General features: G+C 63.4%; 16 protein-coding genes and 1 tRNA gene. 7 read left to right on the forward strand and 10 right to left on the reverse strand.

Going from position 1 to position 20,748, the window contains the following annotated elements; translation table 11 throughout:
* The first annotated feature begins 23 nt into the window (after positions 1 to 23).
* From AC3WJR_RS17325 to AC3WJR_RS17340, 4 genes are read left to right on the forward strand one after another with little or no spacing between them, the layout of a single operon-like run.
* Entirely contained in the window at positions 24 to 2,525 is a 2,502-nt protein-coding gene (locus AC3WJR_RS17325) for a TonB-dependent receptor (protein WP_492726508.1), read from the forward strand.
* Positions 2,525 to 3,265: a tetratricopeptide repeat protein gene (locus tag AC3WJR_RS17330; RefSeq protein ID WP_492726509.1), complete on the forward strand. Its 741-nt coding sequence runs from the start codon at positions 2,525 to 2,527 to the stop codon at positions 3,263 to 3,265. Before AC3WJR_RS17325 ends, AC3WJR_RS17330 begins: the two co-directional genes overlap by 1 nt.
* The gene (locus AC3WJR_RS17335; RefSeq protein WP_492726511.1) at positions 3,259 to 3,942 is read left to right on the forward strand and encodes a Fe2+-dependent dioxygenase; all 684 of its coding nucleotides are present in this window, start codon (positions 3,259 to 3,261) and stop codon (positions 3,940 to 3,942) included. Before AC3WJR_RS17330 ends, AC3WJR_RS17335 begins: the two co-directional genes overlap by 7 nt.
* Positions 3,942 to 5,039: a PepSY-associated TM helix domain-containing protein gene (locus tag AC3WJR_RS17340; protein ID WP_492726513.1), complete on the forward strand. Its 1,098-nt coding sequence runs from the start codon at positions 3,942 to 3,944 to the stop codon at positions 5,037 to 5,039. The genes AC3WJR_RS17335 and AC3WJR_RS17340 overlap by 1 nt, the downstream gene beginning before the upstream one ends.
* Before the next feature lie 115 nt (positions 5,040 to 5,154).
* On the opposite strand, the gene AC3WJR_RS17345 is transcribed toward AC3WJR_RS17340, so the two are convergent.
* The 3 genes from AC3WJR_RS17345 to AC3WJR_RS17355 form a co-directional block, all read right to left on the reverse strand.
* Positions 5,155 to 6,648 carry a hypothetical protein gene (locus AC3WJR_RS17345; RefSeq protein ID WP_492726514.1) on the reverse strand — a complete coding sequence of 498 codons (1,494 nt, stop codon included), beginning with the start codon at positions 6,646 to 6,648 and terminating at the stop codon, positions 5,155 to 5,157.
* Between the two features lie 188 nt (positions 6,649 to 6,836).
* A complete protein-coding gene (locus tag AC3WJR_RS17350) occupies positions 6,837 to 11,444 on the reverse strand; it encodes an NAD-glutamate dehydrogenase (RefSeq protein WP_492726515.1) in 4,608 nt (1,535 codons plus the stop codon).
* 57 nt (positions 11,445 to 11,501) lie between these two features.
* Complete coding sequence (locus AC3WJR_RS17355; RefSeq protein WP_492726516.1) at positions 11,502 to 12,842, reverse strand: PAS domain-containing protein; 1,341 nt, start codon at positions 12,840 to 12,842, stop codon at positions 11,502 to 11,504.
* Between the two features lie 186 nt (positions 12,843 to 13,028).
* On the opposite strand from AC3WJR_RS17355, the gene AC3WJR_RS17360 reads away from it, so the two are divergent.
* Positions 13,029 to 13,104 (forward strand) — tRNA-Thr (locus AC3WJR_RS17360).
* A 256-nt stretch (positions 13,105 to 13,360) separates the two neighbouring features.
* Here AC3WJR_RS17360 and AC3WJR_RS17365 read toward each other — a convergent pair.
* From AC3WJR_RS17365 to AC3WJR_RS17375, 3 genes are all read right to left on the reverse strand, one after another.
* Positions 13,361 to 13,555 (reverse strand): hypothetical protein, encoded by a 195-nt coding sequence (locus AC3WJR_RS17365; RefSeq protein WP_492726518.1) that lies wholly within the window; start codon positions 13,553 to 13,555, stop codon positions 13,361 to 13,363.
* Positions 13,556 to 13,666: 111 nt separating this feature from the next.
* Positions 13,667 to 14,926: a tyrosine-type recombinase/integrase gene (locus tag AC3WJR_RS17370; RefSeq protein ID WP_492726519.1), complete on the reverse strand. Its 1,260-nt coding sequence runs from the start codon at positions 14,924 to 14,926 to the stop codon at positions 13,667 to 13,669.
* 6 nt (positions 14,927 to 14,932) lie between these two features.
* Positions 14,933 to 15,109 carry a helix-turn-helix domain-containing protein gene (locus tag AC3WJR_RS17375; RefSeq protein ID WP_492726521.1) on the reverse strand — a complete coding sequence of 59 codons (177 nt, stop codon included), beginning with the start codon at positions 15,107 to 15,109 and terminating at the stop codon, positions 14,933 to 14,935.
* Positions 15,110 to 15,233: 124 nt separating this feature from the next.
* Between AC3WJR_RS17375 and AC3WJR_RS17380 the strand changes: the two genes are divergently transcribed.
* Both AC3WJR_RS17380 and AC3WJR_RS17385 read left to right on the forward strand, forming a co-directional pair.
* Positions 15,234 to 15,812 (forward strand): hypothetical protein, encoded by a 579-nt coding sequence (locus AC3WJR_RS17380; protein WP_492726523.1) that lies wholly within the window; start codon positions 15,234 to 15,236, stop codon positions 15,810 to 15,812.
* Between the two features lie 630 nt (positions 15,813 to 16,442).
* Positions 16,443 to 16,745 carry a hypothetical protein gene (locus AC3WJR_RS17385; protein ID WP_492726525.1) on the forward strand — a complete coding sequence of 101 codons (303 nt, stop codon included), beginning with the start codon at positions 16,443 to 16,445 and terminating at the stop codon, positions 16,743 to 16,745.
* Positions 16,746 to 17,326: 581 nt separating this feature from the next.
* Here AC3WJR_RS17385 and AC3WJR_RS17390 read toward each other — a convergent pair.
* From AC3WJR_RS17390 to AC3WJR_RS17405, 4 genes are all read right to left on the reverse strand, one after another.
* Positions 17,327 to 17,533: a hypothetical protein gene (locus AC3WJR_RS17390; protein ID WP_492726527.1), complete on the reverse strand. Its 207-nt coding sequence runs from the start codon at positions 17,531 to 17,533 to the stop codon at positions 17,327 to 17,329.
* Positions 17,534 to 17,827: 294 nt separating this feature from the next.
* Complete coding sequence (locus AC3WJR_RS17395) at positions 17,828 to 18,358, reverse strand: hypothetical protein (protein WP_492726529.1); 531 nt, start codon at positions 18,356 to 18,358, stop codon at positions 17,828 to 17,830.
* 273 nt (positions 18,359 to 18,631) lie between these two features.
* Entirely contained in the window at positions 18,632 to 18,760 is a 129-nt protein-coding gene (locus tag AC3WJR_RS17400; protein WP_492726531.1) for a hypothetical protein, read from the reverse strand.
* Positions 18,761 to 19,149: 389 nt separating this feature from the next.
* Positions 19,150 to 19,287 (reverse strand): hypothetical protein, encoded by a 138-nt coding sequence (locus AC3WJR_RS17405; protein ID WP_492726533.1) that lies wholly within the window; start codon positions 19,285 to 19,287, stop codon positions 19,150 to 19,152.
* Positions 19,288 to 20,748: the final 1,461 nt, after the last annotated feature.

Consider the following 20,748-nt stretch of genomic DNA (forward strand, 5'->3'; position numbering starts at 1 on the left):
GCCCCAGTCAAAGGGGGAATTTCATGTCACGTATCGCCGTCGCAAAGCCTGCCTACCTCGCGCTGTCTTGCGTCGGAGCGTTCGCCAGCTTGCCCGCCTTTGCCAGTGACGCGCCCGCCGCCGCACCGCCGCCTGCGAACGACGAAGACCCCGACCAGAAGCTCGACATCATCGTCCACGGCCAGCGCGAACGTCGCGACCCCAAGCAGGTCGCACCGCTGGTCGACACGCCCAAGTCGATTGTCGTGCTCGACAAGTCAGTGATCCAGCAGACCGGATCGACCTCGCTCCAGGATGCGCTGCGCACCGTTCCCGGCATTACCTTCGGTGCCGCGGAAGGCGGCAACCCGATCGGCGATCGCCCGTTCATCCGCGGCTTCGACAGCCAGGGCAGCGTCTATGTCGACGGCGTGCGCGACCTGTCGTCGCAGACGCGCGAAGTGTTCGCGGTCGATTCGGTGCAGATCGTCCGCGGGTCGGATTCGACGCTCGGCGGGCGCGGCAATGCGGGCGGCTCGCTCAACATCCTGTCGCGGCTGCCGCAGGCGCTGACCTTTGGTTCGGCGAGCGCAAGCTACGGCAATGGTGATTTCAAGCGCGTCACCGGGGACATCAACGTTCGGCTGAGCGACACCGCCGCGGTCCGCCTGCAGGGGCTGTGGCACGATCAGAACGTCGTCGATCGCGACGCGGTGTACGCCAACCGCTGGGGCTTCGCGCCGAGCGTGACGATTGGCCTCGGTACGCCGACGCGGCTGACCGCGAGCTATTATTATCTCGAGAACCACGAACTCCCCGACAGCGGCATCCCGTACCAATATGTCTGCTCGGCCACCAATTGCACGCTTCCCGCGGGGAACGTTTTCACCACCCCCGCGGTCGGCACGATCACGACGCGCGGCGGACAGACGGGGACGGTGTCGCGCTCGGCCTTCTATGGCCTGAAGGACCGCGACTTCCGCGATGCAACGACCAACCAGGCGATGCTGCGGGTTGAGCATGACTTCGGCGGGATCACGCTGCGCAACACCGCACGCGTCTCACACAGCGAACAGGCCTATATCTTCACGCTCCCCGACGACAGCCAGGGCAACGTGTCAGGCACCGCCGCGACTAATCCCACCACCGGGACGGCGGGGACGCGCGGCGACGTGCTGACCGGCGGATACGTCTGGCGGCGCGGCAACACGCGCTACGGCTATAGCGAGAGCCTGATCGACCAGACCGACCTCAGCGGCACGTTCGCGACCGGCAGCATCAAGCACAGCTTCGCGGTCGGTGCGGAAGTCGCCTGGGAGAAGACCCGGCGCGGCACCTTCGTCTCGGCGAACGGATCGACCGTCAGCCCGCGCTGCAACACCGCGACGATCGCACGCTATTATTGCGCGAGCCTGTTCAACCCCAATCCGTCCGACCCCTGGGTCAATTACACCAGCGACACCTCCAGCGTCGCGACGCCGATCGTACGCGGCGCGTCCAACACCGAGACGCAGAACGACGCGACGACGATCGGCGTCTACGGGTTCGACTCGATCACGCTGCTTCCGCAACTGATCCTCAACCTCGGCGCGCGCTACGACCAGTTCAAGTCGACCGTCACGCTGCCGTTCGCGGCGGGCGGCAATGCGACCCGACTGTCGCGCAAGGACGAACTGTTCAACTGGCAGGCGGGCCTGGTGTTCAAGCCGACCAGCGAAACCAGCCTCTATGCAAGTTACGCCACCGCCGCGACGCCGCCCAATGCGTTGCTCGGCGAAGGTCGCGAGGACAATGCGCTGCCGACCACCGCGACCCCGGTCAATCTGGCGATCCTTGATGCGCTCAAGGTACAGAAGACCAAATCCTACGAAGTCGGCGCCAAGGGCAGCCTGTTCCACGAACAGCTCCAGCTCGGGCTTGCGGTATTCCAGACCGATATCAGCAACGCACGGGTGCAGATCGACGCGAATACCGTCGGTTTCCTCGGCAAGACGCGGATCCGCGGCGTCGAACTGACCGCGAGCGGGACGATCCGGCCGGGCTGGACCGTGTTCGGGGGCTACACCTATCTCGACCCCAAGGTCATCGACGGCGGCAACAGCGCGCTGACCGCTGCCGCCAATGGTCCGGCTGCGGCCAAGACGGTCTATGTTCCCTCGGTCAACACCGGCAGGCAGGTGCCCCAGACCGCGCAGCACAGCTTCACCGCGACGACCAACTATGAACTGGTCAAGGGCCTGCAGGTCGGCGGCAGCGCGATCTACATGGGGCGGCAATATGGCGGCTATGCCGACAATCGTACCGCGACGCAGACGACTGCGGGCGTCGTCACGATCAACCCCGCCACCACGACCCTGTTGCGCGGCATCCCGGACTACTGGCGGTTCGATGCGCGCGCGAGCTACGCGATCACGCCCAATCTGGAGCTCAGCGTCAACGCGCAGAACCTGACCAACAAGGTCTATTTCACGCAGACCTACGCCTCGCACTTCGCGAACATCGCGCCGGGGCGGACCGTGTTCGGCACGATCACGGCGAAGTTCTGATGCTGTCGCTGGATCAGCTGATGGCATTAACCCCGGAGGAGATCGGCACGCATCTCTCCGGCCCGCCCGAGACCCGCGCGGCATTCGTCCGCGCGGCGGCAGATGCCGGCATGGCGGACGCGCAAGCGGTGTACGGCCAGATGCTGCTCGATGGCGCGGGCGTGGCACGCGATCCCGCCGCTGCGCTCGGCTGGTTCACGCGCGCCGCGGCACAGCATCATGTGATGGGGATCAACATGGTCGGGCGCTGCTACGATCTCGGCTGGGGCACCGCGCCCGACAAGATGCGCGCGGCGGAATGCTACCGGATCGCCGCGGAGGCGGGGCTCGACTGGGGCATGTATAATTACGCGACGCTGCTCGCGCTCGGCCACGGTGTCGCGGAAGACAAGGCAGCCGCGCTCGACTGGTTCCGCAAGGCGGCCGCGCTTGGGAACGCCAAGGCGATCAACTTCATCGGCAGCTTCCACGAGGACGGCTGGGTCGTCCCGCGCGACCTCGCGGCCGCGGCGATTTGTTATGCCCGCGCGGCGCAGGGCGGCGATTTCCGGGGCGCGTTCAACCACGCGCGGATGCTCGGGATCGGCGGACAAATCGAGGAAGCGATCGGCTGGCTCAAGCGGGCCGGCGCAACCGCGACCCCGGCGTTCGTCGACAAGGCCGCGGCATGGCTCGCGGCTTCTGAAATAGCCGCTTTCCGCGTGCGCGGTGTCCAGGCGATCCGGGCGCAGGCATGCTGACGATCATCCCCGATCTGTTGACGCCCGCGCAGGTTGCCGACCTGCGCGCGCAGCTCGACGTCGCCGACTGGATCGACGGCAATGCCACGTCGGGCGCGCAATCCGCGCTCGCCAAGCGCAACACGCAATTGCCCGAGGACAGTGCGGCGGCGCGCGCAGGGGGGAACGCGGTACTCGACGCGCTCGGCGCATCTCCGCTGTTCGTCGCGGCGGCGCTCCCGCTCAAGGTCTTCCCGCCGCTGTTCAACCGGTACGGCGAAGGCGACGCCTTCGGCGCGCATGTCGACACTGCAATCCGCATCCGGCGCGGCAGCGATTTCCGCATCCGAAGCGACCTGTCCGCGACATTGTTCCTGTCCGATCCCGACAGCTACGACGGGGGCGAACTGACGATCACGACCCAGTTCGGCGCGCAAAGCGTGAAGCTTCCGGCTGGCCAGCTCGTGCTTTACCCTGCGTCCAGCGTCCATCACGTCACCCCGGTGACGCGGGGCACGCGTGTCGCATCGTTCTTCTGGATTCAGTCGATGGTGCGTGACGACGGCGCGCGGGCGCTGCTGTTCGAACAGGACACTGCGATCCAGTCGATCGCGGCGCGGCTCGGCAGCGACGATCCCGAAATCGTCCGGCTCACGGGCGTCTATCACAATCTTTTGCGCCGCTGGGCGGAGGTCTGATGTCCAAGATCGCACTCCGAAACGTCTGGTTTCAGTTCCACAAATGGATCGGGCTGTTGCTTGCGGTCCTCATCATCCCGCTGTCGCTCAGCGGAGCGGTGCTGGTGTGGGACGAAGCGGTCGACCATGTCCTCAACCCTGCGCGTTATGCGACCAGCGGCAGCGCGACGATCGATCCCGCGCGCTATGTCGCTGCGGCGCGCGCCACGCTCAAGCCCGGCGAACGGATCGCGAGCCTCGCGCTGCCGCAAGGGGAGGGGCCGGTCCAGGTGACCGCGATCACCCCGCCCGATCCCGGCCGCCGCGGGCCGCCGCAGCGCACGACGGTCTATCTCGATCCGCCGACCGCGAAGATCCTCGCGACAGGCAGCAGCGCGCGCGGCGTGCTGCGCGTGCTCCACAATCTCCACGGCAACCTGCTGGTGCCGGGGGTCGGGCGGCAGATCGTCGGGTGGATCGGCGTGGCGATGCTGGTGTCGTGCATTTCGGGCTTGTCGCTGTGGTGGCCGACGGTCGGGCGCTGGGCGCGCGGCCTGCGCTGGCGGCGGCATCGCAACACCGACACCAATCTGCACCATCTGTTCGGCTTCTGGATCGCGCTACCGCTGTTCGTGCTGTCGCTGACGGGGGTGTGGATCTCGTTCCCGCAGGTGTTCGCCGGCGGCGGTGCGCCACGCGGCCCGGGGGGTCCCGGTGGCGGTGGAGGCGGGCGTCCGGTCGCGCTGGAGCGTCCAACGCTGGTGCTTGATGCGGTGCTCGCGCGGGCTGGCAGGGTGGCACCGGGCGCGATATCGCGCGTCGACTGGCCGACCGATCGCAAGCCCGAATGGAAGGTTCTGTTGGGGGAAGCGAAGAGCGTGACGGTCGATGACGTCACCGGCCGCGCCAGGCCAGCGCGCGCCGAGCGTGAGACGCTCGCGCGAACGATGCGGCGGCTGCACGACGGGACGCGGATGGGGTTCGTGTGGCAGCTGCTGGTGTTTCTCGGCGGCATTCTGCCCGCGGTGCTTGCGGTGACGGGGATCATCATGTGGTGGCGCGCCCGCGGGTGGAAGGCGCAGCTCAAGACCAGGCAGCGGGCTCGGGCGGTTGCTTGAGGATCCGTCAGGGCCATCAGCATGGGTTGCGCAACCGGTTTGATCTCTAGACGCCGCTGCGGGAGGACATCGCGGCCTTCGCGCCGGGCATACGATAGGCAGAGCCGTCAGGCGGCTACTGCGGACAATGGCGGGAGACGTCCTGCTTGTCCGCACACTGCCTGACCCATAAGGTCACAGCGCCGATGTGTGTTGCGGGACGATACGATTGCATCGCGCTCCGGACTCCGGGGTGTCGTGCAATCCAGGCCAATCCGGGTTCCGCATCCACGAGGACGATGTCGGGTTGGTTGCGCAGGATATCGTCGGCAAGCATCGCCGCATCCTCGGCCGCGGCTCGCGCAACGGCGGCACGTTGCGCAGGCGCAAGCGACGGATCGCCCAATTGCTGTCGGCTACTGCCGGTCACCCACAGGCTGCCACGTCGCCCTACCCAGCGACCTGCCACCCAGCGTGTCAGCGGATGGCCGAGCGCGAAGTCGAAGGATATGCCAAGAAGTTTCGGATGTGGTGGACCCAGCCGTAGCACGGCGTCCCGCAGCGCATAGGGTTGCGCTACCTGAGCGTAGCTGAAGGTCGAGGCGAGGGCGAGTAGTGCCCAGCACAGCGTCCCAAATCGCCACGCCGCCCCGGGGCGGGAGAGTTCGAGGGCAATCGCCAGCAAGGCCATGGCAACCGCGGGATAACCATGGTTGAGATAGCCCTTGCCCTGAATCAGCCCGGCAACGGCGAAACCGCACGAGGCGAGCAGGGCCGCTCCCGCCGGGACCGTGGGATACCCATGGGCAATGCGGAACGTAAGCGCGGCCGCGAAGGCGGGGATCAACACCATCGATCCGGTTAGCAGGTGCATCCAACTATCGCGATTTGGCAAATAGACGAGCCGCAGCAACGGCAGCATGTGATCGAGATACGAGGGGAAGGCCAGCCACACTATGGCGGTGTAGCCAATGCATACCAGCACCAGGGCAATCCATTCACCACCAAGCACCGGTCTGAACGAACGTTGCCGCACGACCGCCCATCCCGCAACAGGAAGCAGGGCCAACAGCAGGTGCGGCTTGATCGCCACCATGATCCCTCCGCCGAGCCCCGCGGTCCAGGCATGATGCAGGCCGGGCGCTCGCTCCTCGATGCGGGTGACCAGCAGCGTCAGCATCGGCAGACCTGCAATCAGCGCGATGTGCTCGCGCTGGGCAAACTGGTCGACCGGTAACACGAGCAACGCAAACGCGGCAAATGCCGCCAACCGCCACCGCGTGGCAGGGAGCGGGCAGAAAATACGCCCCGAGATATAGATCGACAACACCGCCAGTGTGGCGACCATGACCACCGTTACCGCTTCCGGATGTAGGCCCAGTTCGCGAGCCAACGCCACGAACGGCATGTAGATGAGCACCGAGGCGGGTGGATTCACCTCTTCGATGTCGCGGTACAACTTCGCTCCATCGAGCACACGCTCGGCGGTGGTGATCAGCCAGGAAACATCGCAGTTGAGCGAAGAGGCCGCCTGTTGCGCAAGCGCGAATAGCGCAAGCATTCCCACCCAATACGCCGGGCTCCATGACCCAAACCGTTTGAAGGCGAGCGAAAGGTTTGCAGCAGTCATGCGCAGTTGGGTAACGGACAGGCGTTGCCGTCGGCTTAATCTTGTCAGGCCGTTGAAGGCTTGCTCGCTAGCCCTCTACTAGGAGCGTGCGCGGTACATCAGCCAGCTCGTCGTCACCCCGCTGGCAGCCGGAACTGCCGCGTCGACGGGGTGCCATGCTTGCCCCCCCGCTGGGGGGGCAAACCATTCTACCGCCCCAGCAACACCCGCGCCTGGCCTGCAATCTGCGCCAGCATCGCGGCATTGGGGGCAGGCGCCAGCCGTGCCCGGTCGACCACCGCCTTGAACTGCCCGACACGCGCGGCATTGTCCGCCAGCCATGCATCGACCAGCGCCTGCGGATCGAGCTTCCCGCCCGCCGCACGCGCCAGGAATTCCAGCCGCAATTGCTGGAAATCGCGCGCCAGCCCGGCGATCAGCAAACGCTCCCACGGATCGCTCGACTCGATCCGCGCGGCATTCGCCTGCGCCCAGTCGAGCCCGAGCGCCTGCCCGAGGCGCGTGAACGCGCGCGTCAGCTCGGTTTCGTCGATCCCGAGCCGGTCGCCGAGATCGGCAAGCCCCACCGCGCCGTCCATCTCGAACAGCCGGACGACCTTCTGCACCAGCGCGGTCGGGGCGCCCGCCGCTTCGAGTGCGGCGGCAATGCGCGCGCTGTGCGCGCTTGCTTCCTCGAGCAGCAACGCCTTGGTCTGGCGGTCGAGATCCGCGATCCCTTTGCCAAGCCGCTTGAGCGTATCGCCCGGGCCGGCGTCCGTCCGCGTCGCGCGGAGCAGGTCCGCGATCTGCGACCGCGTCGCCACCGCGGTCTCATCGAACAGCGCAATCCGCGCTGCTTCGGGCATGTCGGTCGTCTCGATCTCACGCCACAGCGTCGGCAGGTCGAACAGCCGTTCGGCCACCACGAACATCCCGGCGATATCCGCGATTGCGGCGCCTTCTTCCTCGGCCAGTTCGAACGGGTAGAGCACGCCCATCCGGTTGATGATGCGGTTGGCGAGCTTGGTCGCGACGATCTCGCCACGCAGCCGGTGCTCGTCGATCGCCTTGCCGAAGCGTTCCTGCATCGCCGCCGGGAAGGCCGCGTGCAGGTCGGGGAGCAATTCGTCCGCCATGCCCAGGCCCGACCGTTCGATCGCCGCCTGCAACGCCAGCTTGGCGGTCGCCAGCAGTACCGCGAGCTCGGGCCGCGTCAGTCCGCGGCCCTCGGTCGAGCGGCGCAGCAGGTCGTCATTCCCCGCCAACCCCTCGACCGCGCGGTCGAGCGATCCCGATGCCTCGAAGATCTCGATCAGCCGGACATAGCTCGGCACGGTCTGCGGGCCACCGGCCTCGGCGATTGACAAGGCGAGCGTCTGGAGCCGGTTATCCTCGAGCACCAGATGCGCGACGTCGTCGGTCATACTCGCGAGGAAGCTGTTGCGGTCCTCGAACCCCAGACGTCCCTCGATCATTTCGCGGTTGAGCGCGATCTTGATGTTGACCTCATTGTCCGAGCAATCGACGCCTGCCGAATTGTCGATGAAGTCGGTGTTGATCCGTCCGCCGTGCGCGGAGAAGGCGATGCGCGCGGCCTGGGTGACGCCGAGGTTCGCACCCTCGCCGATCGCCGTCGCACGCAGATCCTCCGCATCGACGCGAAGACGGTCATTCGCGGGGTCGCCCACCGCGATGTTGTTCTCGGCGCGTGCCTTTACATAGGTGCCGATCCCGCCGAACCAGATCAGGTCGACCGGGCTCTTGAGGATCGCCGAGATCAGCGCGCCCGGCTCCATCTCGCGCTCGGTCAGGCCAAGCGCCGCGCGAACCTCGTCGGTCAGCGCGATGACCTTGGCGGTCCGCGGGAACACCCCGCCGCCGGTCGAGATCAGCGTCTCGTCATAATCCGCCCAGCTCGAGCGCGGCAGCGCGAACATCCGCAGACGCTCGGCGAACGAGGCGGCGGGGTCGGGGTCGGGATCGAGGAAGATATGCCGATGGTCGAATGCTGCAACGATCTTCAGTTCGTGGCTGAGCAACATGCCGTTGCCGAACACGTCACCCGACATGTCGCCGCACCCGACGACGCGGATCGGCTGGGTCTGGACGTCGGTCCCGCGCTCGGCGAAGTGCCGCTGGACGCTGACCCACGCACCCTTGGCGGTGATCCCCATCGCCTTGTGGTCATAGCCGACCGACCCGCCGCTCGCGAACGCATCGCCCAGCCAGAAGCCGTGTTCGAGCGCGATCGCATTGGCGACGTCGGAGAAGGTCGCGGTGCCCTTGTCGGCGGCGACGACGAAATAGGGGTCCTCGCCATCATGGACGACGACGCCCTGCGGGTGGACGACCTTGCCCTCGACGATGTTGTCGGTGATCGACAGGAGCGTGCGGATGAACACGCGGTAGCTTTCAGTGCCTTCCGCCAGCCACGCATCGCGGTTGGACGCGGGTGGGAGCTGCTTCGCATAGAAGCCGCCCTTCGCGCCGGTCGGCACGATCACCGCGTTCTTGACGCGCTGCGCCTTCATCAGCCCGAGGATTTCGGTGCGGAAGTCGTCGCGCCGGTCGGACCAGCGCAGGCCACCGCGCGCGACCGGGCCGGCGCGCAAGTGGATGCCCTCGATCCGCGGGCTGTACACCCAGATCTCGCGCCATGGCACGGGAGCCGGGAGGCCGGGAATGCGATGGCTGTCGAGCTTGAACGCAAGCGCCTCGGCCCCTGCGGGCGTGAACGCGTTGGTGCGCAGCGTCGCCGCGATCATGGCGTGGAACGCGCGCAGGATGCGGTCGTCGTCGATCGCGGTCACGGCATCGAGGCCTGCCTCGATCGCCGCGTCTGTTTCGGCCGGATCGCGGTTTTGCGCGGGGTCATGCACGGCGGCAAAGCGCGCGATCAGCGCCTCGGCGACGCGGGGTGCCCGACGCAGCGCATCGACCACGGTGGTCAGTCCATAGGTCAGCCCTGCCTGGCGGAGGTAGCGGAACCATGCGCGGAACAGCACTACCGCCTGCGGGCTGACGCCAACTTCGATGATCAGCCGGTTGAACGCGTCATTTTCGGCAGCCCCTTCCAGCACTGCGGCAATCGCGCCTTCCAGCACCGCAGTGTCGACCTGTGACGCGGCGTCGTTCGATTCGACGATGAATTCGTGGACAAAAGCATTGCTTTCGTCCTGCAACCGCGTTGGCAACTCGCCGATCACGCGGAAGCCGAAATTCTCGAGCACCGGCACCGCATCCGACAGAGGTAGCGCGTTGCCGAGCTTGTAGATCTTGAGATGGCGATCCTCGCCCGGGGCCGTCGGGATCAGGCGCACGCCACGCGCGCTCTCGTTTTCGAGTGCCGCGAGCCGCTGGATGTCCTCGCCCGCCTCGGCCGGGGTGCTGACGTTGCGATAGTTCTGCGGAAAGCCCGCTGCCCAGCGCAGCGCAAGCCGCGCCGCGCGTGGTGCATCGGTCTGCTCGACCAGCGCCGCCTCTACCGCAGGGACCCAGCCACGCACCATCCGCGCGATCCGCGTGTCGAGCGCATCCGCGTCGGGCAGCACGCCGCCTTCGCGCAGATCGAGCGTGTAGCGGATCAGCGCGATCGTATCGTCGACCGCGATCGACCAGTTGAGAATGCTGGCATTCGCCACTTCGGCGAGCATGTCGCCGATCGCGAGGCGTCGCGCGGTGGTCAGGTCGTCTCGCGGCAACCATACGAAGGCGAACAGATGCCGTCCGAGCGTACTGCGGACCAGCGCAAGCTTCGGTCGCGGTCGATCCGCCAGCGACATCGCGGTCAGAGCGACATTCTCGAGCGATTCGCGCGTGAAGCCCGTCACCAGATCGTGCGGCAGCGCGACGAGCGCGTGGGTCAGCGCCTTGCCGGTATGCCCCTTGGGGTCGAAGCCGAACTTGGTTTCGAGCTCCGCCAGCCGCGCGCGCAACACGGGAACGTCCTCGGGTGCGGCGAGCAGCGCGGCGCTGGTCCACAGCCCGGCGTGGATCGACAGCCCGGCGACGCGCGCGCCGTCGCGCAACGGCACCAGCGCCAGGTCGAGCGGCACGTGGCGGTGAACGCCCGAAATCAGGTTGGACTTGAGCAACAACGGGGCTTCGCCGCCATCCTCGAACCATTGCATCGCCAGGCGGCGCGATGCTTCGGCAAGGATGGGCACGGGTTGCGGATTGCGCGCGATACCCAGTGCGCGGTTTTCGCCCGATGCGTCCGCCCACCACGTCTCATGTCCCAGCAAGGTCATCTTGCGGTCGAGCAGCCACGCCAGCAGCGCATTGCCTTCCCCCTCGGGCAAGGTGGCGATGTCGGCACTCATCGCGGCTTCGAGCGCTTGCCAGTCGGAGACCGCGGCGCGGACGTCCGCGAGGTTCTTGGCCAGTTCGACTACAAGATCGCGCCGTTCGCGCGCATCGACGCGCTCGAGCTCGATATAGATCATCGATTCGGCGTTCCCGTCGTCGACTTGGGTCAGCGCCCCGTCGGAATCGCGGGTGATCTTGAGCACCGGGTGGATGATGCGGTCGATCGACACGTCGTGTGCGCCGATCGTCGCGGCGATCGAATCGACCAGGAACGGCATGTCGTCGTTGACGATCGCGAGCCGCATCAGACGGCGCGGGTCGGTCGCAGGGAGCGGCTCGAGCGCGATCTTCGCGGTCCCGGGCGCGCGCTCCTCGGCGGTGGCGGCGACGAAGCTCGCAGCGGCCGCCCGCTCGGCCTCCCCGAACCCCTGTAATTCTCCCGGAAGAGCGCCCTTGGTAAGTCGAACGGCAAGCGCATCCGACAGCGATTTCAGCGTGGTCTTAGGCATGCGCGCCCCTATGCTCCGGTCCGTTCAGGACCTCAAGACTTGTGGCAGTGCAGCATTTCAGCGCACCGCGTGACGCATCACCCGCTCGGTCAGCGCAGTGTCGTCGGTTACGGTTGCAACGATATCGAGCGTTCCGGACGGCGCGGAGCGCGCCAGCAGCAAGACATATTCGCCCTCGTTTGCATCGGTGTCGAGCGCGACGCGGGCGAGCGCCGGGCGTTCGGCCAGTTCTTCACCGGGGCTGGTTCGCGCGTGCGCAAAGGGTCCGCGGGCAAGCCGTTCGGCGCGTACGACACCCTTGATTCCTCCGGCAAAGCCTTCGAGGAAATTCTGCATGCCGCCAACCGGTACGCCCTTGCGACGCGCCTGCGCCAGGACCGCTGCATATTCGGCCAGCCGGGTCTTGTCGTACGCGGTGCCGAAGACGAGCTTGACCACCGGGGTCATCGGCGCGCGCAGCTGAACAGCGATGTTCGCCTGTTCCAGCAGCATGTCATAGCCGCGCGGATCGGCATCGGCGGCGATCGCGAAATCATGCGCGCGGCCCAATGCGCGATACAGGGTCGCGCGGCTGCGCAAGTCGGCAGTGGCGGCGGCGGCGGCGGTTTGCTGCGCGAGAAGCAAGCGGTCGGACAGGCTGTCGTCCGTGGAGGTTGGGTCATCCCCGTCGACGTCTCCGCCCACGTCCGCGTCCGCACTTACGTCATCGTCATCGGAGTCCGTCGTTTCCGAATCGACCAGTGTCGCGAGGGCGTGGCCGGGCCCGTCCGCCCAGACGGGCGCGGTTGCAGTGCGGGGTTGAACGGTCCGCGCGGCCTCGATCTCGGCGTACAGCCGTGCCTCGGTGTCGGCGTCGACCAGTTCCTTCCAATTGATGACGCCGTAGATGAAATCGATCGAGTCCGCGTCCGACGAAAAGGGCATGAGGATGCCGCGATACAGCGTGTTGTGGCCGCGCGTGCTGACGAACTCGGCCTCGAACCCGATCGGCGAGCGGTTGGCGATGATCTGCAGATAATGATCGGTCAGCCGCGACAGCAGCGACCCGCTCGGAACTTGCGCGATATGCGTCGTGCCGCCGTCGAGCGAACATTCGTCCCGCAGCGCCCGCCCGAGATAGGCGATCGCGGGGTTCTCGGTGCCCTTGCTGAAATCGAGCAGGACGCTGTTTGCGCCGAAATCGGCGATCGTTGCCGGGTCCAGATCCTGAATCGAGGGATAGCTCCGGCCCCTGAGGAGCGACACCCAATGGTTATAGGCGCGGACGTGCATCCGACGTTCGTCGGTCCCGACCGCGAACTGGATGTCGGCAACCCGGTCTCCCGTCGCATCCTGCCCGCCCCGACCGGGGGCATCGGCACCGAACCGACCGTCCTCATAGTCGTGAACACTATCCATTGCGCAAACGCCCTATCTGGCCCGCCGGGCCGCTACTGGCCTGCTTGTGCACCCCGCGTGGTAAACGTCCGGTAAAGAGCTCGGGCACCGGTGGGAAATCGTCACGATTTTACGGCATTGGCTTGCCATCCCGAAATCCATTTGATAAGCGCCCGCCTCCACGGTCACCGAAACGGTGTCGTGCATGCCGCTTTAGCTCAGTTGGTAGAGCATCGCATTCGTAATGCGGGGGTCACAGGTTCGAGTCCTGTAAGCGGCACCACTTCCCCATTCGGCGGCGTTCACCGCTGTCCAAAAACTCAATTAATTCAAGGCCCTTACGACGCGATTGTGTTCGTGTCGGACCTTAGCTGTTCGTGAGCAGCCGCGTAGCGTTGGGGTGTTTCGTGGGGGTATCCTGACTACCCCCGATTAAAATACCCCCAAGACCCCCATTCCGCTGTGTTTCTGCTCGATTGCGCCAGTCCTCCATCTGCAGGTAGCAGTGTGCAAACCAGTTCAACATGTGCTCGCGAGAATCAGATAAACCAGCGAGCGAAAAGGGTGCCAGCCGCGAAAATGGTGGCGCCCATGATGCATGCAGCTGCGGCAATTGCCCATAACGCTCCGCTCGATATTGGTTCTGGCAAGGGGGCTGCCAAGTCGCGTGCCTTTTGGTCAATTCTCAGGATTGCAGCCTCAAGGAACTCTTTCGCTGCGTCCGTTTGCTCCATGAGGAATCCTTCATGCTTGCATCGTCGGCCATTGTTGTCGGCAACAGATGCGGGGGAAACTGTTATCTGATCAAATGTCCAAGCGATGCGCTGGATTGTCCTGCTCCGTGATCAGGCTGCGTCCTTCCTCATCAGATGCGCCTCCGCAGCCGATTGTTCACGCCCTCGAAGCTCGTCGAGATGGTCGCTCCACCACTGTGCCATCGCTACGCGCTCATCCCAGTGTAGCCCGCGGTGATATGCCGCACGGATTTGATCGCGATCTTTGTGTGCGAGCGCGCGTTCGATCGCATCGGGCTGAAACTTTCCCGACTCGTTCAAGAGCGTGCTCGCCATCGCGCGGAAACCGTGCGCGGTCATTTCCTCGCCGGTAAAGCCGAGACGGCGCAGCGCGCCATTCACGGTGTTCTCCGACATCGGTCGAGTGTGGGTTCGGATTGATGGAAAGACAAAGTTGCCGTCACCGGTGAGCTCGCGCGCCGCGGCAAAGAGTTCCAATGATTGACGTGAGAGCGGAACGACATGGGCTTGCCGACTCTTCATCTTTTCCGCGTCGATCCGCCAGACGCATGCGTCAAAGTCGATCTCGCGCCACTCGGCCCGCCGGAGTTCGCCAGGTCGCACGAAGACATGCGGCGAGAGCTTAAGCGCAATCTGGGTAATCGGCTGTCCGTCGTAGCCCTCGATAGCGCGCAATAGTTGGCCGACGCGTCGTGGTGCGAGGATTGCGGAAAGGTGCCTTGGCTTGGGCGCGGTCAGCGCTCCCCTGAGATCGGCAGTAGGGTTGAAAAGGGCGAGTTGGTTTTGGACCGCAAAACGGAAGACTTGTCCGATGAACTCAAGCGTGCGTCGTGCGGTCTCGAGCTTGCCCTTCGCCTCTAGTGGACGGACGGCCTCGAGAATGGTCAGCGGTTCGATCTCGGCGATGGGGCGGCTTCCCAGCGCCTTCTGCACGAGCTTGAGGAACCACTTGCGCTTGCGCACGGTGGCGGGGGCTAACCCCTCGCGCTCGTTCTTTTCGATGTATCTTAGAGCGACCGCGTTGAACGAATTGACCGCTCCAAGCTTCGCTGCATTCTTGTCGCGGCGCTTTTTTTCGACTGGGTCGACGCCGCTCGCTCGCTGTCGGCGTGCCGCGTCGCGCAGATCCCGAGCCTGTTTCAGGCTGATGTCGGGATAAGCACCTAGCGACAGGTGCTTCTCTATCCGCTTTGCTTCGCCATCATCGCTGATGCCGTTCACCCGGTATTTCATACGCCAGAGCCGGCCACCCGCTGGGGTGACAAGCAGGTATAACCCCTTCTCGTCCGTGAGCTTGTACTGTTTGTCGCGTGGCTTCGCGCTGTTGATCGCCGTAACTGTGAGTGGCATCGGCGATCACGCCACCGCCGATCGGGACACCAAGGCGTCGAGGTCGTCCCGACGCAGCAGGGTGCGCGTGCCGATTTTGATGGCCGTAAGCTCGCGTGCGTTAATGAGTTGATACAGCTTCGTTCGGCCGATACCGTAAGCCAGCATGGCTTCTTTCACGGAATAGGTAACCTTATCAATCACGGGTATCTCCTTCGATGTGCCTCATGCTACATCATGTTGTTATAGATACCACAACGATTAAAGCTTGTCTACGCGGCTTTTGGTGCTTTAGATGGCGCATATGGTAGGCGAATGACAAAGGTGTATGGTTATCGACACACATTCAGTGGCATTGGATTTTGGCTATGCTGACACGCGAGCGACGCAAATGTTCGCGCAGGCACTTAGTGCGAAGCCGGACCTGTCTCAGCGCGCGTTAGCGCACCTGCTCGGCTACAAATCGTCAGTCGTAGTGAGCCACATGGCAAGCGGACGGGCTCCCATTCCGATTGACCGAGCGCTGGAGATGGCAGCGGCAGTCGGTTTAGAGCGGGGCAAATTCTTGTTGGCAGTTTTGGAACAGCGATACCCCGACATCGACTTTGCAAAGTTGTTGTCCATACCGTCGGGACAGCAACAGCAGGCGGTTGGTCCGGTCGGCGAGGACCTAGACGTGATGCGAGACTTGGAGCGGGTTGCTGGAAAGCGTTTGGCAGAGCTTCCAGAAGAACGGCTGAACATCGTCCGGGACGTGCTGACAGACCGAGATCCATCGCGTCGCTGGCTGACGCTAAATGAGCTTCCGCTGGTAGAAGATCTCCGTGACAAGTTTCCGGCGCTGAGAGCCAAAGGCATCGCCCCGGGGGCGCGTGCAAATCTCTTGCGTGAACCTGGAAGCGAATAACCGAGGGATCTAGAACCATACAAGACCGACGCTGACACACGCGGGATCGCAATGTTTTCCAACGCCGCCTTCCGCTGTCGCGCGGCACCAGCATCGGCATCGGGCAGGGATTGGGTGCAGCCCGCGTAGTGACGCGCGGCGCGTATCTGCATCAAAAGATAGACGCTGTTCCCTCGATCGATAGGCAGCCTTCCAGCGATCACGATTTCGCCGATTGCATGGTTAGTAGAAGCGCGGCTCGTAAATCGTGCGGTAGAACCAACAACTTACCGACCAGCGTGTGCCCCCGCTCGCATGCGTGGAGTAGAGGGGTGCATCTTGAAGGATGTCAGCGTTGTCGTCGCCCGGCTGTCTCGTTCAACGGCGATGCATAGCAAGGCGCTTTCAACGGGTGCGGGTATAACGACCCGCGCGCATCAAAACCTCACCTGCAGACCCATGCTCGATCATATTTGTCAGCGGGCGCCTCGGCGGCGTACAGCGGTCCAAGCTGGTTGCAAAAAGTTGTCAAAAAGTTGCTCTTTTCAAGCGTTCATATGCAACCAGATCCCAATCATAAGCCACCCGCATGCCATCGGGCGACATGCGAACTCTCGTTCGACCAATACCGGTCTGAAGGAGACACCGACCATGCTCACCGAGATCGAACGCTCGCAGGCACGCTTTCAAATCTATGAGATCGACCTGCCCGGTGCCCCGTATCGTCACACTGTGGTCGCGCACTGCATGGCACGCGCACTCGAGATCTCGCTCAACAAGGGCGACGACATCGAGAGCGGCCAGATGCTGCTCGTCTGGAACGTCACTAATCAATGGATCTTGCACTCACGCATGGCTGCAGAAGCCACGTTCTCCCTGCTAGGGGAGAAGCGCGAGGGGCAGATCGAGTTTGATTACAAAGAGGGGTGGCAGCGGGTGCCCGACGCCGAATAGTCGTCGATAATATCACCGGCGTGTCGAAGCGAATGCAACTTCGGCACGCCCATGCCATTCTCCGGCAAATTGCTTTTTTGTTATGAGTCAGTTACTTAGCAAAGTTGCAAGAAAACGACCAGGTTGCATGTGCAACCAAAATTGACGCGACGCGATCAAAGGCTCCACGGTTGTATCGCGATCCTCGAACCTTTGCGTTGTAAAATTGCACGGCAATGTGACTGCGTTTCTTGCGGTCACAGCCGAGTTGGCCACCGCATTTGCAACATCGTCGTCAAAGAGTCGGGCGGCCGCGATGCTACGCCCTCAACATTAGGTCACAGTCCCCGGCACGTGGTCGGTGAAGGCGGAAAGCACCAAGAGGAAGGTCGACACCGCTTCGCCCCATCACCATGGTGACGCCGCGGTCGATGTGACCACTGCCGTGATCGCGTGATCAAGAAGTTGTTCATCGACTGACACGCGGTCAGCGTTCGGCACGACCTAGAGCCACGCCGATGTCGACTTCCAGCGAGCCGTTGTCTCGGGATCGCCCAATCTACCCCTTGGCGTGAATTGCGCAGGAATATGGCTCTGGTTCGTCATCCACCGCATCTTGCGTGGAAGTACACCTCCAGCATCGCACCTGCAGCCAGGCACGTCGTGAAATAACCTAAAGCGAGCGCCATGGTGGGCCAGATCGGTTCCGGCTTCTGATCCCGTATTGCGTCAAAACCTGCGGCGGTGGCGCGCATCCCTTCGTCGATCCTTGCGATCGCGGCGGCGAGGTCTGCCTCGGTCATGCTCATCAAACTTCATAGAGATGCGACGGTGATCATAAGCTTACCCAAACCTTCTTCACGGTCAAGAACCGTTTCAGAACGTTCAGCTTCCGCGCTTCGCGGGCTTCGACGAAGTCCGGAAGCGCGTTGGAATGACTAAGCTCCGAGTTATTTGGAATAAGACGTTGCCCCAGGATGCTCTGGGCTCTCCTACGAAGCCATACCACGAAGGCGCAATCGGGTTTGTCGAAGTTCTGGCGGTCGATGAGCAAAGGAGATTGCCTAGGCGTTTGGCTGAGGCTCGGCGTAGTCGTCTTGTTCCTATTGGTGGGACTTCTCGATCGCGTCCTGAATGTCGCCTATCTCGTCAACGGTGTACTCGCCGATGTTTAGCTCGGGAAGCTCGTCGCTCTGGTCCTTCAGATCGTCGATGTCGAGAATGCGCCAGATCTCCTCGCGGCCTTTGGCGACGATCTTGAGCGCGTTGCCAAGGACCACCATGTCGGCGTTGACGCTCGGCAGGGCTTGGGCGTTCTCGGCGGTGATGAGCTTACGCATCGCGAGCCGCTCGATCGCGCTGATCCAGCCGGCATGCTCGGACTTGCGCTTGTTGGGCTCGCTCACGTGGCGCACGATCTCGGCGCGGGCCGCGTCGTTAGCTTCGTTGCGCACTTCGTCGAGCCTGGATCCCTTCTCGATGCCGCGGGACTTCAGCCCCTTCTCGATCGCCTGGCGGGTAACCCCGTACTCCTCGGCCAGTTCACGGGTGTTCTTCTCGCCGCGCTGGTAAAGCACCACGATCGTCGCCCAGTTGGCCGGAGAGATTTGGACGCTCACGAGAGGTTCAGTCATCTTTGATCGGGAGGGAAGGGTCTGCATGTGTGGAGAATACCACACGCCGGGGAAACTTGGAAGCCTAAGACCTTCGGTCATCACCGGGAATTGTTCTGGATCCTCGTGCATGCGCGTCACGCGAGCACGCCCGCTAGGCGCCAGCGCGCGCGCTCGCCCGCGTTAAGATTCCTAGAAATCTAGATTCCTATAAAAGTATTATACTCACTACGTTCGTATAATGATGAGCGGGTCATTTTTTGTTCGTTATGTAAGTATTTCTTACCTATCAAATTAGGGTCTGAAATCCGCATAACCCGCGGTGGTTGCACAGAATGTGCGGAGTGATCGCTTGCGGCGAGTGACGAGCTTGTCCTCGCGAACCAGACCGTGCGCGGCGAGATGCCGAAGGCTGCGCAGCATGGCTAATCGGGTGGTACCAAGTGGGACTTCGTCGATCAGCTGCATCACGTCGAGCAGCGTCCGCTCGTGGTTCAGCCGGATCAGCGCCTCATGATCCTGACCTGCTTGACTGTCATTCTTGACGGCAAGGTGGTGCCTTCGAGATGTGTCATGGCATCATCAGCGGTTGGGTCGGGGACTTGGCGTCGAAGGCACGGAGCGGCATCACCGGCGGTAGGACCAGGCCCTGCTAAGGGTTCGTCCAGACGCCGTACAGCGGGCTCGCAAACATCATCTGCTGAAGCTTCGCCAGGCACTCGCGCATGGTCATTGCAGCGACCCTGCGCTCGCCCACGCCGTCCAGTGACTTGCCGGTCTTCTCTAGGCTCGAGGCTTTTAATAAAACGCTGTTATCGCCTGGCGATGGCGGCCTGCTGGACGCTCGGGAGCGCTTTCCACTCCTCCATGATCGTCTCCAGATCGACTGGATCGGACGTGACGGTTGAGCGGAAAAAGCGGATGCCGAGGTCATATTTGTTTGACCGCATTTGCTTGACGAACTGGAAGCCGGCGCGGTAAGCGAACTAGTTGTTTTGGACGTTGACGACTAGATCTCGATGAACCGGTCGCCCTCCATCCGCGCCCCCAGATTGGTGAACCGATAGGTAGGCCCGGCGCTGCGGAACATCGTGTCGACGACGACGCGCGCGACCACTGACATGTTCGCGTTGATCCACTTTGTCCGGTATTGATTGGTTATCTTGGTGTTCTGGCCGGTCGGATTCGGCTTCCGGAACGCGACTTAGCGCCGCTTCAGCAACAGCTTTGGGCTGGCCATTGCCAAGCACCGGATGGGCTCCCCATCGACAAGCTTTAGGTGAAGTGGTGTGAGCACGCGCTCAGCGTGCCGGATTGCGTGTAGCGAAGCCCTAAAGCACCCACCAATCCTCGATCGTGACGCGCTGCACGGTCATTCCGTCGAGCAACAAGAGCTGCGCACGCGCGCTCGATAGCTTCATCGGCTACGCGGTTTCAGGGTTGCGCTCCGGCGAACGCAGCGATAGACGTGTGTTGTTCGCTATGCACTCAGTTGGGGAAGAGGTGTTGCTACTTACACACAGGTCCATACCATTTGTCAGAGCTTCGGCCACAGTCATGCCTGCCTAAACCATCGTGTCGTTCTTTAGCGCCTTGACGCCGACTTTCCCCAGTCGGGCCGCGAGGCTTTAACGGCGGCCGTCATGAACAGAGAACTTGGTGCATCGGCGGCTGTTTGCCTGGCTCACTGGCGTGGCCCAACAATAATTTTCAATCTCATAGTTGCCGTTGAAGTCGCTTCCCTCGAGGCTCATCCCGTCGGGCCTCTGACGTTCTAAAGGAAGAACGAGATGGGTATCCCGGCATAAGAAAGTCCCACAAGCTAACGATCCCCTTGCGTTCTCAGACATAGGGGCATTGTATCGGGGACAAGAGCAATGATTTTTCGACTGCTTGAATGCGCGGGCGATGGTCAGGGATTAATATGTCATAGAGCGTTCGGTCGGGCGAATGTCGTCGTCTCACGCTTGGTGCCCTTCCGCGGTCGGACAAAGACAGCACGCAAAAACCGGGAAGCAAACCCGAGCAACCCCTGAGCGCGGGTACCCCCGAGAATCGACGGACGTGGGACATACGCATTCGCCCCCCCCAGTTGAGGGGTTCGAGCACGGGCGGTTTATGATTGAGGTTCTGAAGCCCCCACTCCACAGCTTGAGGCGAGGTGGTGTGCTCTTACCCGAGCAAAAGGGATGGTGTGCAACCATTGCGGTTGCCAACATGCACTTCACGGGCTGCCCGAAGTCCTAGAAATCTTGGAAAGGCGCGATCCGGATGCTGCCGATCGCCGGCAATTCGCTGTGCCGAAGCCATCCGCTAGCGAAGCACGGTTGGGATTAGGTTGCAATCGCTGCCCGCCGGACTCGCCACGCTACAACTTCCTACTGGAAAGCGGCTTGTCCTCATTCAAATGG

The sequence above is a fragment of the Sphingomonas sp. FW306-05-A genome, assembly GCF_058782275.1.

Coding starts and splice junctions, on each gene's coding strand:
- AC3WJR_RS17325 (WP_492726508.1), top strand. CDS start 24: ATGTCACGTATCGCCGTCGCAAAGCCTGCCTACCTCGCGCTGTCTTGC.
- AC3WJR_RS17330 (WP_492726509.1), top strand. CDS start 2,525: ATGCTGTCGCTGGATCAGCTGATGGCATTAACCCCGGAGGAGATCGGC.
- AC3WJR_RS17335 (WP_492726511.1), top strand. CDS start 3,259: ATGCTGACGATCATCCCCGATCTGTTGACGCCCGCGCAGGTTGCCGAC.
- AC3WJR_RS17340 (WP_492726513.1), top strand. CDS start 3,942: ATGTCCAAGATCGCACTCCGAAACGTCTGGTTTCAGTTCCACAAATGG.
- AC3WJR_RS17345 (WP_492726514.1), bottom strand. CDS start 6,648: ATGACTGCTGCAAACCTTTCGCTCGCCTTCAAACGGTTTGGGTCATGG.
- AC3WJR_RS17350 (WP_492726515.1), bottom strand. CDS start 11,444: ATGCCTAAGACCACGCTGAAATCGCTGTCGGATGCGCTTGCCGTTCGA.
- AC3WJR_RS17355 (WP_492726516.1), bottom strand. CDS start 12,842: ATGGATAGTGTTCACGACTATGAGGACGGTCGGTTCGGTGCCGATGCC.
- AC3WJR_RS17365 (WP_492726518.1), bottom strand. CDS start 13,555: ATGGAGCAAACGGACGCAGCGAAAGAGTTCCTTGAGGCTGCAATCCTG.
- AC3WJR_RS17370 (WP_492726519.1), bottom strand. CDS start 14,926: ATGCCACTCACAGTTACGGCGATCAACAGCGCGAAGCCACGCGACAAA.
- AC3WJR_RS17380 (WP_492726523.1), top strand. CDS start 15,234: ATGGTTATCGACACACATTCAGTGGCATTGGATTTTGGCTATGCTGAC.
- AC3WJR_RS17385 (WP_492726525.1), top strand. CDS start 16,443: ATGCTCACCGAGATCGAACGCTCGCAGGCACGCTTTCAAATCTATGAG.
- AC3WJR_RS17390 (WP_492726527.1), bottom strand. CDS start 17,533: ATGAGCATGACCGAGGCAGACCTCGCCGCCGCGATCGCAAGGATCGAC.
- AC3WJR_RS17395 (WP_492726529.1), bottom strand. CDS start 18,358: ATGACTGAACCTCTCGTGAGCGTCCAAATCTCTCCGGCCAACTGGGCG.
- AC3WJR_RS17400 (WP_492726531.1), bottom strand. CDS start 18,760: ATGCTGCGCAGCCTTCGGCATCTCGCCGCGCACGGTCTGGTTCGCGAG.
- AC3WJR_RS17405 (WP_492726533.1), bottom strand. CDS start 19,287: ATGCGGTCAAACAAATATGACCTCGGCATCCGCTTTTTCCGCTCAACC.